This window comes from Luteimonas sp. 9C, from assembly GCF_902506295.1.
GTDB lineage: Bacteria > Pseudomonadota > Gammaproteobacteria > Xanthomonadales > Xanthomonadaceae > Luteimonas.
Window position 1 is genome coordinate 2411719 of record NZ_LR733312.1, and the last position, 13834, is coordinate 2425552.

12 protein-coding genes and 1 pseudogene are annotated in these 13834 nt (G+C 69.5%); 5 read left to right on the top strand and 8 right to left on the bottom strand.

All coding sequences use genetic code 11. From position 1 onward, the window contains the following. Window positions 1-71 precede the first annotated feature (71 nt). The 7 genes from CURTO8I2_RS11025 to CURTO8I2_RS11055 all read right to left on the bottom strand — a co-directional run bounded on the left by CURTO8I2_RS11025 (window position 72) and on the right by CURTO8I2_RS11055 (window position 6484). Entirely contained in the window at window positions 72-1256 is a 1185-nt protein-coding gene (locus CURTO8I2_RS11025) for an ABC transporter permease (protein ID WP_159681118.1), read from the bottom strand. Beyond that, entirely contained in the window at window positions 1253-1999 is a 747-nt protein-coding gene (locus CURTO8I2_RS11030) for an ATP-binding cassette domain-containing protein (RefSeq protein WP_159681119.1), read from the bottom strand. Before CURTO8I2_RS11030 ends, CURTO8I2_RS11025 begins: the two co-directional genes overlap by 4 nt. A gap of 46 nt (window positions 2000-2045) precedes the next feature. Next, the gene (locus CURTO8I2_RS11035) at window positions 2046-3572 is read right to left on the bottom strand and encodes an alpha/beta hydrolase (protein ID WP_159681120.1); all 1527 of its coding nucleotides are present in this window, start codon (window positions 3570-3572) and stop codon (window positions 2046-2048) included. After that, window positions 3569-3769, bottom strand: coding sequence for a helix-turn-helix transcriptional regulator (locus tag CURTO8I2_RS11040; protein WP_159681121.1), 201 nt, complete (start codon window positions 3767-3769; stop codon window positions 3569-3571). Before CURTO8I2_RS11040 ends, CURTO8I2_RS11035 begins: the two co-directional genes overlap by 4 nt. Before the next feature lie 10 nt (window positions 3770-3779). After that, window positions 3780-4346 carry a hypothetical protein gene (locus tag CURTO8I2_RS11045; RefSeq protein WP_159681122.1) on the bottom strand — a complete coding sequence of 189 codons (567 nt, stop codon included), beginning with the start codon at window positions 4344-4346 and terminating at the stop codon, window positions 3780-3782. Between the two features lie 144 nt (window positions 4347-4490). Beyond that, window positions 4491-5648, bottom strand: a complete 1158-nt coding sequence (locus CURTO8I2_RS11050) for a site-2 protease family protein (protein ID WP_159681123.1) — start codon at window positions 5646-5648, stop codon at window positions 4491-4493. 86 nt (window positions 5649-5734) lie between these two features. Continuing rightward, window positions 5735-6484 carry a ferredoxin--NADP reductase gene (locus CURTO8I2_RS11055; RefSeq protein ID WP_255475788.1) on the bottom strand — a complete coding sequence of 250 codons (750 nt, stop codon included), beginning with the start codon at window positions 6482-6484 and terminating at the stop codon, window positions 5735-5737. 227 nt (window positions 6485-6711) lie between these two features. On the opposite strand from CURTO8I2_RS11055, the gene CURTO8I2_RS11060 reads away from it, so the two are divergent. From CURTO8I2_RS11060 to CURTO8I2_RS11075, 4 genes are all read left to right on the top strand, one after another. Next, window positions 6712-7674, top strand: a complete 963-nt coding sequence (locus tag CURTO8I2_RS11060) for an ABC transporter ATP-binding protein (protein ID WP_159681125.1) — start codon at window positions 6712-6714, stop codon at window positions 7672-7674. Then, window positions 7671-8480: an ABC transporter permease gene (locus tag CURTO8I2_RS11065; protein ID WP_159681126.1), complete on the top strand. Its 810-nt coding sequence runs from the start codon at window positions 7671-7673 to the stop codon at window positions 8478-8480. The genes CURTO8I2_RS11060 and CURTO8I2_RS11065 overlap by 4 nt, the downstream gene beginning before the upstream one ends. A gap of 49 nt (window positions 8481-8529) precedes the next feature. Further along, window positions 8530-9486, top strand: coding sequence for a 2-dehydropantoate 2-reductase (panE, locus tag CURTO8I2_RS11070; protein ID WP_159681127.1), 957 nt, complete (start codon window positions 8530-8532; stop codon window positions 9484-9486). Between the two features lie 65 nt (window positions 9487-9551). Continuing rightward, window positions 9552-10049, top strand: coding sequence for a hypothetical protein (locus CURTO8I2_RS11075; protein WP_159681128.1), 498 nt, complete (start codon window positions 9552-9554; stop codon window positions 10047-10049). A 283-nt stretch (window positions 10050-10332) separates the two neighbouring features. On the opposite strand, the gene CURTO8I2_RS11080 is transcribed toward CURTO8I2_RS11075, so the two are convergent. Next, window positions 10333-13056 carry a pitrilysin family protein gene (locus tag CURTO8I2_RS11080; RefSeq protein ID WP_159681129.1) on the bottom strand — a complete coding sequence of 908 codons (2724 nt, stop codon included), beginning with the start codon at window positions 13054-13056 and terminating at the stop codon, window positions 10333-10335. Window positions 13057-13140: 84 nt separating this feature from the next. On the opposite strand from CURTO8I2_RS11080, the pseudogene CURTO8I2_RS11085 reads away from it, so the two are divergent. Then, window positions 13141-13740, top strand: a pseudogene (locus CURTO8I2_RS11085) (pseudouridine synthase); the annotation flags it as partial. Window positions 13741-13834 lie beyond the last annotated feature (94 nt).

Genomic DNA, 13834 nt, shown 5'->3' on the forward strand with positions numbered 1-13834 from the left:
CAACCCACCGCCACCAACGCAAAAAACCCGGCCGAAGCCGGGCTTTCTGCGCGAAGGCGGGGCGACGCGCGTCAGCTCGCGACCGCCAGTTTTTCCTGTCCGTAGCGCCACACCGCCAGCAGCCAGAGTGCGGCCGCCAGCGCGAGACTCGCACCCAGATAGACGCCCCACACGTCGGGTGCGATCGGCTCGGCGCGGATGATCTTCAGCAGCAGCTGGTTCTGGGCGAGGAACGGCACCGCGAACTGCCACAGCTCGGTCTTGATCGGGTTGATCATCAACACGAAGCTCGGGACCATCGGCAGCAGCATCAGCCAGACGATGTGGCTCTGGGCTTCCTTCATGCTCTTGGCCGTCGCGGCGAGGAACGTCAGCAGCGAGGTGCCGACGAACAGCATCGGCAGCAGCACCAGCAGCATCTTGCCGATCGCCATGAAGCTCACGTCGAGCATCCGCGCCGAGCCGCCGCCCATCTGCGCGCTGACCTTGAACGCGAGCAGGGTGAGCAGCAGTGAACACATGCCGATGATGCAGGCCGCCGCGATCTTGCCGCTGACGATCGCCCCGCGCGAGGCCGGCGTGGCCAGCAATGGTTCCAGCGACTGGCGTTCGCGCTCACCCGCGGTGGCATCGAGGATCAGGTACGAGCCGCCGATGAAGCTCGACAGGATCAGCAGGTACGGCAGCAGGATCGCCAGCATGATGCCGCGCTTGGCTTCTTCGCTCGCCGTGTCGCGCGTGCCCACCGCGACCGGCTGCACCACCGACGGGTCGATGCCGCGGGCAAGCAGGCGCAGCGCGCCGACCTGCTGGCCGTAGGCCGCGATCGCGGTGCGCACGCGGCGCGTCGGCGTCTCGGCGTTGCGGCGCGTACTGTCGCTGATGATCTCGACGGTCGCCGGCCGGCCGGCGTGCCAGTCCTCGGCGAAGCTCGCCGGGATCTCGATCGCCACGTCGATCTCCTGCCCGGCGATCGACGCCTCCAGGTCCGCCGGTGCATCGACCGCCTGGATGCCGAGCGTCGCCAGATGCGCGACGAGGTTCGGCGCGTGTTCGGCGCCGATCACGGGCACCTCCAGCACGCGGTCCATCTCGGTCTTCATGCGCTTCTCGGCCATGAAGTTCATGCCCAGCATCAGCAGCGGATACATCAGCGGGCCGAGCAGCAGCGCCATGAACAACGTGCGCCGGTCGCGCGCGATGTCGAGCAGCTCCTTGCGCACCACGCACCACATCCATCCCAGGTTCGAGGTCATGCCAGCAGACCCTCCTCGGAACCGATCGCACTGACGAACGCGTCCTCCAGGTTCTCCTTGCCGAAACGCGCGCGCAGTTCGTCGGCGGTGCCGTCGGCCACCACGCGGCCCTTGGCGATGATGACGATGCGGTCACACAGCGCGGCGACCTCCTGCATGATGTGGCTGGAGAAGATCACGCAGCGGCCGTCGTCGCGCAGCTTGAACAGGAACTCGCGCATCGCGCGCGTCGTCATCACGTCCAGGCCGTTGGTCGGCTCGTCGAGGATGACGTTGCGCGGGTCGTGCACCAGCGCGCGGGCGATCGCGGTCTTGGTGCGCTGACCCTGGCTGAAGCCTTCGGTCTGGCGGTCCAGGATCTCGCCCATGTCGAGCTGTTCGCTGAGCACCCGCGTGCGCTCGCTGATTTCGGCCTTCGTCAGACCATGCAGCTCGCCGAAGTAGCGGATGTTCTCGCGTGCGGTCAGGCGCTTGTAGACGCCGCGCGCATCGGGCAGCACGCCGAGCACGCGGCGCACCGCGGCCGGATCCTGCGCCGCGTCGATGCCGTCGACCAGGACCTGGCCGCTGTCGGGCTTCATCAGCGTGTAGAGCATGCGCAGCGTCGTCGTCTTGCCGGCGCCGTTGGGGCCGAGCAGGCCGGTGATGCGGCCGTCCTCGGCGACGAAGTCGACGCCATCGACCGCTTTGACCGTCCCGGTCTTCGTCTTGAACGCCTTGTGCAGTTGCTGGGCCGTGATCATCGGCGGAGCTCCGGAAGAAAGAAAGAAGTCGACTGGCGCGGCGCGGTCACGGCGACCACCCGTTGAAGCTGGTGAACGGCGGCACCGCACGCATCGCATCGAGACACGTGGCATCGAGCGCCTTGGCATCGGTGGTCTCGATGAACTGCGCGAGCAGCTTGGGCGCGCAGCCCAGCGCGAACGTGCCGTGGCTCTGACCCTTGAACACGAGGTGCCGGCCGTTCGGCAGGCCGGCCAGCACGCGCTCGGCATACGCGGGCGGCGTGACCGGGTCCAGTTCGCCCGACATCAGCAGGGCCGGCACGTCGGTCTGCAGCGCCGCGGTGTGATTCGCCGGCGGCGTGCCGGTCGGCCAGGTGCGACAGGCGCCGAAGAACATGCGGGCGACGTCCGGCCCGAGAATCGTGCCGGTCGCGCGCCCATCCTCGCGATAGCGGTCCGCGTCCTCGGCGCAGATCACCGACCACTGCATGCCGCGGGTCATCGAGCCGCCGAAGCTGCTGTTCATCAGCTGGTACAGCGACATCAGCGGGCCGTAGCGGCCCTGCGCGGCCTCGTCGAGCATCAGTGGCAGCAGCGATGCGGTCTGCGGCTGGTAGGAGAACAGGAACGCCAGGCCGGTGACGGTGTCGGGCGTGATCGTGCCCTGCGCTTCGGCGCCGGTGGTCGGATCGCGGTAGGTCACCGTGGCGGGCGCGACCCGCAGCGTGTCCAGCACACCGCGCAACTGCGCCTGCAGATCAGTCGGGAAGCGCTCGCGGCACCTGGCGTCCTGCGCACACTGCTTCGACTGCAGCGCCAGCGCGTCTTCGAAGGTGTGCGCGAACTCGCCCCCGATCACCAGGTCGTTGGGCGCGACGCCGTCGAGCACGATGCTGCGCGTGTGCTGCGGATACGCCATCGCATACTGCTGCGCGACGCGCGTGCCGTAGGAGCCGCCGACCAGGTTGATCTGCTCGGCGCCCAGCGCTGCGCGCACGGTGTCGAGATCGCGGATCGCATTGCCGGTCGTGTAGAAGCGTGGATCGGCGCGCCCGTCCAGTCCGGCGAGGCAACGCGATACGTAGTCGTCGAGCACGTCGTCGCTGGGCAGGGCGACGGCGTCCAGGTCGAGCGGTTCGCCATCGGCGCCGGTACAGGTGAGCGGGTTCGAATCGCCGGTGCCGCGCTGGTCGACCAGCACGATGTCGCGCTGGCGGCGCACCTCGCGCAGGCCGGCGTTGATCTGTGCGGCCAGTTCGGTCGCCGCCTGGCCGGGCCCGCCGGCGAGGAAGAACACCGGATCGGCGGTGCCGCCGTCGCTGGCGTCGGCCGGCAGCCAGGCGATGTCGAGGCCGATCTGGCGACCCTGCGGGGCGTCCGGATTCTCCGGCACCTCGAAGGTCGCGCACTGCGCCTCGACGCGCGTGGCGGCGTTGCCGCCGTCGAGCGTGCAGGCATGGAACGGGATCTGGCCGAACATGCGCGTCGGGCGTGCGTCGTCGCCGCCGGCGGGCGCCGGTGCGCCGCCGCTGCAGCCGGCGAGCGCCGCGCCCGCAGCCAGCGCCAGCAGGGAAAGCCTCGTTGCTCTCATGGAACGTCCTCGAACAGGAAAATGGATTCGATGGGCTCGGCGAACTCGCGTGCGATCCGGAACGCCAGCGGCAGGCTGGGATCGTACTTCCCGGTTTCGATCGCGTTGATCGTCTGTCTCGATACATCCAGACGTTCGCCCAGCTGTGCTTGTGACCAACCGCAGGCCTCGCGCAGTTCGCGCACCCGGCTCCTCACGACCGCGGCCTCATCCGTAGCGCCGCGCGACGACGGATTTCGCGAATCCGTAGGTCCCGCACACCAGCGGGAACACCCACAGCATCGCCGCGCTCGCCGGCACGTCGATGACCCGCGCGGCCTGCAGGAAGCCGGCGGTCATGTAGCCGAAGGACACCAGCGCCGCCGCGATGCAGACCGCCTCGAGCTCGATGCGTTGCTGCAGTTCGTCGACGCCGCGGATGAAGCGCACCATCGCGCGCAGCACGAGCGCGATCGGCAGGATCGGCAGCAGGGCGATGACCGCGCGCAGGGGCGGCGTCTCGACCTGCCGCAGCAGCAGCAGCGAGACGATCAGCAACCCTGCGTAGGCGCCCATGCCGAGCAGCAGCTCCCGCGTGTAGCGGCGCTGCACCGGTCCAGAGGCGGTCGCGCAACGCTGCTCCGCGGACAGCGCTGCCGCGGCCACGAGGCCCAGGCCGCCGAGCAGCATCAGCAGAGGCACCCAGGCCGGCAGATGGGACAGGCCGAACCGCACGCCGATGGTGGCGCCGATCAGGCCCAGGGCCAGACCGGAGAAGAGTCGGGAGCGCGGCATGGCGTGTCCAGGTGTCAAGTGAGCTTGACAGCGAGCATCCGGGATCATCCCAAGCCTGTCAAGCACCCTTGACACCGGATCGACCCCGCGCCGCTGTGCCTCGTGCCGAACGGCTGACGCGCGTGGCGCGCGCCCTTCCGCGCCCTACGCCAGCGCGTCCAGGCGCTCCTCGAACACCAGTCGGCTGGCCGCGTCAGGAATGCGCGGTGCCAGCGCACGTGCCTGCCCGACGTGCACGCCGACCGCCGCGTCGTCGCCGTCCAGCCGGGCGATTTCCGCATCCAGCCACGCGCGGTACGGCGAGAGATCCATCAGCCCGCCCTCGCAGCGCAGCCGCCAGGCGGCGACCAGCGCGCGATCTCCGACCAGCAGGGCGGCATGGCTGGCGAGCGCGACGGCCATGGCGCTCTGGAAGACCGGTGGCGCGGTGGCGAACGTCGCGGTCAGCGCCTGCGCGTCGGGGCGCGCGCCGTCGGCATCCCGTGCATCGACCGCGCGCGCCAGGCGCAGCATCCGTGCCGACTGCCGCAGGCCGGTGATGGCGACCGCGCCGTCGTCGGGCGGCAGGGCGGTGGACGGCCAGTCGCGCGGGCGTACCCCGGCCAGGCTCAGCGCGATCAGCTGGTTGATCTGCAGCTGTAGGGCCGCATCGGGTGTCCGGCGCAGCAGGTCGAGCAGACCGCGACCGTCCGAGCGCCACCCCTGCAGATGCAACGGGACGAGATTGCCGAGGCCCAGCGTCGCCGCGCCCAGCGCCGCACCGATCAGGGTGCCGGTCAGCCAGCCCGGCATCGGCAGCCACGCCACCAGGCCGGCCAGCAGCGCCGCGGTCAGCAGGTTCGCCAGCGGTCCGCCGATCAGGAACACCATCTGGTCGACCCGGCCCAGGCCGCGCGTGCCCCGCGGCAGCAGTGCCGCGAATCCCCCGATCCCGCGGATGCTGCCGCCGTTGCGCCAGCGCCAACGGTCGTCGCCACCGCGCTCGCAGCGTACCGGCCCCACGCCGAAGGCGATCGCCTGCATGCCGCGCGACAGCCCGGCCACCGCGTGCCCGGCCTCGTGCACGACGATGTGCGGCCACAGCGACAGGAAGAAGCCGGCCAGCACCGCGAACCCCGCTGAGGGCGGCAGTGACTGCAGCAGCGGCAGGCCGAGCCACGCCGCGACGGCGCCGATCACGCCCCCGCCGAGGAAGCCGCGGACCGCCGGCAGCGCGCGCCGCCACCCGGGCGGTGGCGCCGGCGCGACGGCGGGCGCCGGTGGCATCAGCGCCGCGATCTCGGGGGCCTGTGTCGTGTGCACCGCGGTGTCCATCCCCGTTTCCCCGTCCCGGACCGGCGGTGGCCTGCGTCGACCGGCGCCGTGCGCTGCGTCGGATGCCCCGCGCGTTATTTGCTGCTGACGTATTTTTCGCGGCGGATCAGCGGCACCGGCAGGCCGAAGCCCTTCAGCGCGTCGAACGTCGCGTCGACCATGTTCGGGTTGCCGCACAGGTAGGCGATGTCGCCCTCGCCCGGCGCGAATTCCTCGAGGAACTGCTGCACGTAGCCGTGGCGCACGTCGGCGTGCGGCGCGTCCGGCAGTTCGCGCGAGAAGCACGGCACGAAGCGGAAGTTCGGATGTGCATCGGCGAACGCACGGAAGTCGTCGCCGTACAGCAGTTCGTCGGGGGTCCGCGCGCCCATCAGCAGCACGACCTCAACGCCGCGCTCGGCGATCGCGGTCTCCAGCAGCGGCAGCATCGCCCGGTACGGGGTGACGCCGGTGCCGGTGCCCACCAGCAGATAGCGGCGGTTGGTGTCCTGGGGCATCAGGCAGAAGCGTCCGAACGGCCCGCTGGCCTGCACGGTGTCGCCGAGCGCCATGCCTTCGAACAGGGCGGTCGCCGCGCCACCGGGCACGTAGCTCACCGCAACGTCGATCGCCTCGCCCGGACCGATGGCGTGGTCGTGGATCGTCGCCAGCGAGTACGAGCGCTTGGTCGCCGTGCCGTCCGCGTACTCGAAGTGGATCTGGATGAACTGGCCGGGGATGAAGTCCAGCGGCTGGCCGTCGTCACGGACGAAGGACAGGTGGGCGACGGTCGGCGCGATCATGCGCCGCGAGACGAGCTTGATGGGGAATTGCGTGATGGCCACAGCGGGAATGGGTCCGTGATTCGGCGAGCATCCGGCGCTGGCTGCGGCCGGTGGGCACTCGATGCGCCTATGGTAGCGGGTCGGCGCGTGGCGCCCGGTGCACGGGCCGGCAGACGGTGTCGCGCCGCGCACGGCGCCACGCATGCAACGCGGCGTTGCGACCGGGGCCGGTGGGCCGTCCCTATACTACGGGCCCCGCCGCGCCATCCGCGGCATGAGCGATGGACATGTCCCCGAATTCCCACGCCGACGCCGCCCTTTCGGTGCGCGATCTGCGCAAGACCTACGCCGGCGGCGTCGAGGCGCTCAAGGGCATCTCGCTCGACGTCGCACCCGGCGACTTCTTCGCCCTGCTCGGCCCCAATGGCGCCGGCAAGTCGACGCTGATCGGCATCATCTCGTCGCTGGTCAACAAGACCTCGGGCGAGGTGCGCCTGTTCGGCACCGACCTGCACACCCAGCGCGACGCCGCCATGCGGCTGATCGGCCTGGTGCCTCAGGAGATCAACTTCAACTTCTTCGAAAAGCCCTTCGACATCCTGGTCAACTACGCCGGCTTCTACGGCATCCCGCGCGCCGAGGCGATGGTGCGCGCCGAAGAGGAGCTCAAGCGCGCGCAGCTGTGGGACAAGGCGACGACGATGTCGCGCACCCTCTCCGGTGGCATGAAGCGGCGGCTGATGATCGCCCGCGCGATGATGACGCGCCCGCGCCTGCTGATCCTCGACGAGCCCACGGCCGGCGTCGACATCGAAATCCGCCGCGGCATGTGGCAGACGCTCAAGGAGATCAATGCCGCCGGCACGACGATCATCCTGACCACGCACTACCTGGAAGAAGCCGAGAGCCTGTGCCGGAACCTGGCGATCATCGATCGCGGGATCATCGTCGAGCAGGGTCCGATGCGCACCTTGCTGTCGAAGCTCGACGTCGAGGGCTTCATCTTCGACATCGACGGCACGCTGCCGGCGACGCTGCCGCCGATCGAAGGCACCACCCTGGTCGCGACCGACGACCACACCCTGGATCTCGACATGCCGCGTGCGATGGACCTCAACCGCGTGTTCGCCACGCTCGACGGCGCCGGCATCCGCGTGCGTTCGATGCGCACCAAGTCCAACCGCCTCGAGGAGCTGTTCGTGCGCATGACCGGCCCCAACGCCGCCGCGCAGCAGGAGACACCGGCATGAGCACCAAGGCCACCGACGTCGCCGCGCTCGAAGGCACCACGCAGCGCCACTGGATCGCGCTGTACACGATCGCGCGCCGCGAGATCGTCCGCATCCTGCGCATCTGGGGCCAGACCCTCGTGCCGCCGGCGATCACGATGACGCTGTACTTCCTGATCTTCGGCGGCCTGATCGGCGCACGCGTCGGCGAGATGGACGGCATCCGCTACATGGATTTCATCGTGCCGGGCCTGGTGATGATGAGCGTCATCCAGAACAGCTACGGCAACATCTCGTCGAGTTTCTTCGGCGCGAAGTTCGGCCGCCACGTCGAGGAACTGCTGGTCAGCCCGATGCCGAGCTGGGTGATCCTCGGCGGCTACGTGATCGGCGCGGTGACGCGCGGTCTCGCGGTCGGCGTCATCGTGCTGTGCATCGCGATGCTGTTCACCACCGTGCGCATTCCGCATCCGCTGGTGACCTTCGCCACCGTGCTGCTGGGCGCGACGATCTTCGCCCTGGCCGGTTTCGTCAACGCGGTCTACGCGAAGAAGTTCGACGACGTCGCCATCGTCCCGATCTTCATCCTGACCCCGCTGACGTATCTGGGCGGCGTGTTCTATTCGGTTTCGCTGCTGCCCGGCTGGGCCGAAACGGCGACGCACGCCAACCCGATCTTCTACATGGTCAACGCGTTCCGCTACGGCCTGCTCGGCGTCAGCGACGTGTCGCTGGGCGTGTCGTTCGCGCTGATGATCAGCTTCGTCATCGCACTGGGCGCGCTGGCGTTGTGGCTGCTCAAGCGCGGCATCGGTCTGCGCAGCTGAGGGTTTCCTGCGCGGCGAACGCCGCGCGCCACACGTACAAGGACTGGTCATGCGCATTCTCGTTCTCGGCGCCGGCGGCACCGGTGGTTACTTCGGTGGTCGCCTCGCGCAGGCCGGTGTCGATGTCACGTTTCTGGTGCGGCCCGCGCGCGCGGCGCAGCTCGAACGCGACGGGCTGCGCATCCGCAGCGGTCTCGGCGACGCGCAGTTTCCGGTCGCGCACGTCACCGCCGATGCGCTGCCCGCGCTCGCCGCGGACCGGCCCTTCGACCTGGTGCTGCTGAGCTGCAAGGCCTACGACCTCGACAGTTCGATCGAGGCGATCGCGCCTGCGGTCGGTGCGGACACCGCGGTGCTGCCGATCCTCAACGGCCTGCTGCACTACCCCGCGCTCGACGCGCGCTTCGGCGCTGAGCGCGTACTCGGCGGCCTGTGTTTCATCAGCGCGATGAAGGGTGAGGACGGCGAAGTCGTGCATCTGCCGTCGCCACCGTCGATGACGTTCGGCGAGCGCGACGAAGCAGACAACGGCAGTGCACGGACACGCGCGCTGGAAGCAGTATGTGCAGACGCCACCGGCTTCGACACAGTGCGCAGCGACCATTTCATGCAGGCCGCCTGGAACAAGTTCACCTTCCTCGCCGCCCTGGCCGCGGCGACCTGCCTGATGCGCGCCAGCATCGGCCGCATTGTCGAGACCGATGGCGGCACCGCATTCCTGACGGCGCTGCACGACGAGTGCCTGGCGGTTGCCGCCGCGGACGGCCATGCGATTCCCGCCGAGGCCGCACAGCAGGCGCGCACGCTGCTGACGAAGGCCGGCTCGACGGTCACCGCCTCGATGCTGCGCGATCTGGAATCCGGGCAGGAGGTCGAGGCGATGCAGATCATCGGCGACCTGCGCGCACGTGCGCACGCAGCGGGTCACGCGGTGCCGCATCTCGACGCGGCCTGGGTGCATCTGCAGGCCTACCGGTCGCGCCGCGCGACGCCGCAGACGCCCTGACGCGGCACGCCGGGCCTTCGCAACGCGTTTGCTAGGCTCGCCGCTCCCCTGATGGAGATGGCCGCATGACGCTTTCCCGTACCCGACGTTTCGCCTGCCTGCTGGTGCCCGCGGTGTTCGGCCTCGCCGCGTGCAATCCCGCGCCGCAGCCGGCACCCGATGATGCGACGCAGACCCAGCCGGTGGAGGACATGCAGACGCAACCGTCGGATGCTGCGCAGGCGCAGATTGAATCGGGCACGCCGCCGGTCGACGCGCCGCTGACCAGCGACGCCGCCAGCACGATGCTGACCCAGATCGCCGGAATCGCGGGCGCCATGCACGCCGCCGCGAGGCTGTGCGACCCCAACGTCTCGGATGCGCAGCTCGATCAGGCCAGAAACCAGCTGCGCCAGGAGTTCACGAAGATGGGCGGCGACGCCGGCACCTTCGATGGCGAATTCGCGTCCGCGCACGAGAAGACCAACGCGCAGTTCACCCAGGCCACGCCGCCGCAGCGCACGCAGATGTGCGCCGAACTCGAAGCGATGGCCTCGCCGGCGCCGCCGACGCCGGCGGGTTGAGCAAAGCACCTCTCCCTTTGGGAGAGCGCCTGCCCCGGACCTGGTCCGGGGTTGACGCGCACGGCGCGTCGGGTGAGGGCAGGTAGCGAGGTCAATGCCTTCGTAGGATGGGTAGAGCGTCAGCGAAACCCATCAAACCTCGACGTCACACATGACATCGACGTTGGCAGCGGCCATGTCGACATCGGACAGACCGCATTGATTGTGTGCAGCGATGGGTTTCGCTTCGCGCTACCCATCCTACGAGGCTGCGTCGTCTTTCCGATCGATCACGCCTACGCGATCAATCCTTGAAATCCCCGCCGATGAACACCGACAACGCCTCCGGCTGCAGATGCCGCGCCATCGCCGCGCGCACGGCTTCAGGGGTCAGCGCACGCAGCTTGTCCTCGAACGCCGACGAATACGCCATGTCACGCCCGGTGTAGAGGTTGCTGTCGAGCATGCCGACGAGTTCGGGGTCGTTCGCGCGCGAGGTGCGGCGCGCGCGAAGCATGCCGTCGAGCGCGTCGTCGAGTTCGGACTGGCGGATGCCTTCGCTGCGGATGCGCTGCAGTTCCTCGCGCATCGCGGTTTCCACCTGCGCCATGTTCTCGGGCGCGGCGATCGCCGAGACCCCGAATGCGCCCGCCTCGTCGAACACGCTGGCGGAGAAGTTGGAACCCACCCCGTAGCTCAGGCCTTCGCGCTGGCGGATGCGGTCGCCGAGACGCGACTTCATGCCCGAACCGCCGAAGATGTAGTTGCCGACCAGCAGCGCGGGGAAGTCCGGGTGATCCTGCCGCATGCGCAGCGCGTGCCGCGCGATCAGGGTCGCGTTGGCCTTGTCCGGGGTCCGCAGCGTCTCGTGCACGGCGGCGCGCGCGAGGTACGGCGTTTCGATACGCGTGAACGGCGTGGGCAGCGCCCAGTCGCCGAACAGCGCTTCGAGCTGTGTGCGCACGGCATCGGGATCGACATCGCCGACCACCGCGATCGTCGCGCCTTCGCCCATGCCGTAGAAGTCGCGGTGGAACGCGCGCACCTCGTCCAGGCGCAGCGCTTCGATGCGGGCGATGCGTTCGTCGAACGTCGTCGCGGCATAGGGGTGACCCGCGGGAAACGCATTGAAGTGCTGCGACAGCGCTTCGTTCGCCACCGCGCCCGGCTCGCTCATGCTGCCGCGGATGCCGGTCAGCTGCTGGCTGCGCAGCTGGGCGAACTCGCTGTCCGGGAACGTCGGCCTGCGCAGCACGTCGGCAACCAGATCGAGCAGTGCGGCGACGTGTGCGCGATCGGTCGTCGCGGCCACCGTCACCGTGGTCGCGGTTCCGCCGACGCTCAGCGTCGAGCGCAGCGACGTGAGCTGCCGCGACAGCGCCGCCCGGTCGTAGCCCGCGCTGCCGCGCATCAGCAGCGCGCCGGCGGTCTGCCCGGCGATGGCGCGGTCGTGCAGGCGCTGTGCATCGCCCAGGCGCAGGTGCATGCGCACCTGCACCGAATTGCCGCGCGTGGTCTTGTCGAGCACCGCGAGTTTCGCGCCGTTCGACAGCGTCGAGATCCTGGTACGGGCGTCGATGTTCGCGTACGAGGGATCGAAGGCTTCGCCGGCGTCGAGCGCGGCGCGCGGCACGAAATCGGCCAGCGCGGCGTCGGCCGTCGGCGCTTCCGGAACCGTCACGCGCTCGACCGCATCGGTCGGCAGGAACTGGCCCGTGGTGCGGTTGTCGCGTCGCAGATAGGCCTGCGCCACGCGCGCCACATCGGCCACGGTCACCGCTTCGATCCGGTCGCGCGTGCGCAGCAGCAGACGCCAGTCGCCCTGTGCGATGGCTTCCGACAGGGCCACGCCCACCGCATTCGGATCGCGCAGCGCGCGCGCGTAGCCCGCGAGCATGCGCTGCTTCGCGTCGTCGACTTCCGCATCGGTGAACGGTGTCGCCGCGGCGTCCTCCACCAGCGCCAGCAGGTCCGTCTGCAGCGCATCGAGATCGCTGCCTTCCGGCGCCTCGGCGACGAACGTCAGGTAACTCGGCTCGTTCATCGCCAGCGCCGACGCCGATGCACCGGTCGCGCGGCCGCTTTCGACCAGCGCGCGATGCAGGCGTCCGCCCGGCGTGCTGCCCAGCACCTGCGACAGCACGGCCACCGCGGCGCTGTCGTCGTGGCGGCCTGCAGGAATGTGATAACCGGCGACCAGATACGGCGTGCGTCCCACGCGTCGCACCACCACGTGACGTTCGCCGTCCTGCGCCGGTTCGCGCGTATAGGTCGCCGGCAATGCCCGTTCCGGTTTTGGCAATGCGCCGAAGCTTGCGCCGACCGCGGCCAGTGCCTGCGCCGGATCGAAATCGCCGGCGATCACCAGCACCGCGTTGTCGGGCTGGTACCAGGTCCGGTAGAACGCCTGCAGCCGGTCGATCGGCACATTCTCCACATCGCTGCGCGCGCCGATCGTCGAGTTGCCGTAGTTGTGCCATTGATAAGCCGCGCCCATCACCCGCTGCACCAGCGCGCGCACCGGGTTGTTTTCGCCGGCCTCCATCTCGTTGCGGACGACGGTCATCTCGCTGTCGAGATCCGCGCGCGCGATGTGCGAATTGACCATGCGGTCGGCTTCCATGCGCAGCACCCAGTCCAGCGTGTCGGCATCGGTGGAGAAGCTGGCGAAGTAGTTGGTGCGGTCCAGCCACGTGGTGCCGTTGAAGCGCACGCCGCGGCGGCGCATCTCGCCGGGAATGTCGGCGTGCGTCGGCGTGCCCTTGAACACCAGGTGTTCGAGCAAGTGCGCCATGCCGGTTTCGCCGTAGCCCTCGTGGCGCGATCCCACGCGGTAGGTCACGTTGACCGTGGTCACCGGCTTGCTGGCATCGGGAAACAGCACCAGTGCCAGGCCGTTGTCGAAGCGGTACTCGCGGATGCCCTCGGCCTCATGCACCGGCGCGTCGAGCTGCGGCGGCGCGGCCCACAGCGTCCCTGCGGCACCGAGCAGCCACACCACGACGCAGGCCCGTAGACGACGCTGCATGCGGATTCCCCGTTGACGAAGACGATCGACGAAAATAGCAGATCAGTGGCGGCCGACCGGCTGCGACACAGCAGTGGATTCACGATGATCGAGGTGCGCTACGCAGACGACTGGCTGGCCGTCGTCAACAAGCCGGCGGGCCTGATGGTCCACGACAGCGCACTCGCGCGCGACGAACACGACTTCCTCGCCGATCGCCTGCGCGAACAGTTCGGCCGTCCGCTGTTCCTGATCCACCGCCTCGACCGCGCGACCAGTGGTGGCCTGCTCGTGGCCTTCGATCGCGACACCGCGTCCGCGCTCGGCACGCAGTGGATGGCGCGCAGCGTCGACAAGCACTACCTCGCGATCTGCCGCGGCTGGCCGGACGACATCGTCGTCGATCATCCGCTCGACGGCGGCCCGGGCAAGCCGGTGAAGAAACCCGCGGTCACGCGCTTCACGCGTCTGGCGACGACCGAACTCGCGTTGCCCTCGGCGGGCTTTCCGACCTCGCGCTATGCGCTCTTGCGCGCCGAGCCGATGACCGGCCGCTTCCGCCAGATCCGCCGGCACCTGAAGCACCTGTCGCATCACCTGATCGGCGACACCAGCCACGGCGACGGCCGCCACAACCGCAACTTCCGCATGCTCGGTATCCACCGCATGCTGCTGCACGCCGAGCGCGTGGGGTTCGACCATCCGCAGACCGGCGCGCGGCTGGTGGTCGACACGCCACCGGGCGACGCGTTCGCGAAGGCCCTGCTGCTGTTTCCGGGCACCGCGACGGTATGAGCGC

What these genes read in the sequence shown, in the direction of transcription:
- CURTO8I2_RS11025 (WP_159681118.1), bottom strand. Translation starts at nt 1,256, where the DNA reads ATGACCTCGAACCTGGGATGGATGTGGTGCGTGGTGCGCAAGGAGCTG.
- CURTO8I2_RS11030 (WP_159681119.1), bottom strand. Translation starts at nt 1,999, where the DNA reads ATGATCACGGCCCAGCAACTGCACAAGGCGTTCAAGACGAAGACCGGG.
- CURTO8I2_RS11035 (WP_159681120.1), bottom strand. Translation starts at nt 3,572, where the DNA reads ATGAGAGCAACGAGGCTTTCCCTGCTGGCGCTGGCTGCGGGCGCGGCG.
- CURTO8I2_RS11045 (WP_159681122.1), bottom strand. Translation starts at nt 4,346, where the DNA reads ATGCCGCGCTCCCGACTCTTCTCCGGTCTGGCCCTGGGCCTGATCGGC.
- CURTO8I2_RS11060 (WP_159681125.1), top strand. Translation starts at nt 6,712, where the DNA reads ATGTCCCCGAATTCCCACGCCGACGCCGCCCTTTCGGTGCGCGATCTG.
- CURTO8I2_RS11065 (WP_159681126.1), top strand. Translation starts at nt 7,671, where the DNA reads ATGAGCACCAAGGCCACCGACGTCGCCGCGCTCGAAGGCACCACGCAG.
- panE (WP_159681127.1), top strand. Translation starts at nt 8,530, where the DNA reads ATGCGCATTCTCGTTCTCGGCGCCGGCGGCACCGGTGGTTACTTCGGT.
- CURTO8I2_RS11075 (WP_159681128.1), top strand. Translation starts at nt 9,552, where the DNA reads ATGACGCTTTCCCGTACCCGACGTTTCGCCTGCCTGCTGGTGCCCGCG.
- CURTO8I2_RS11080 (WP_159681129.1), bottom strand. Translation starts at nt 13,056, where the DNA reads ATGCAGCGTCGTCTACGGGCCTGCGTCGTGGTGTGGCTGCTCGGTGCC.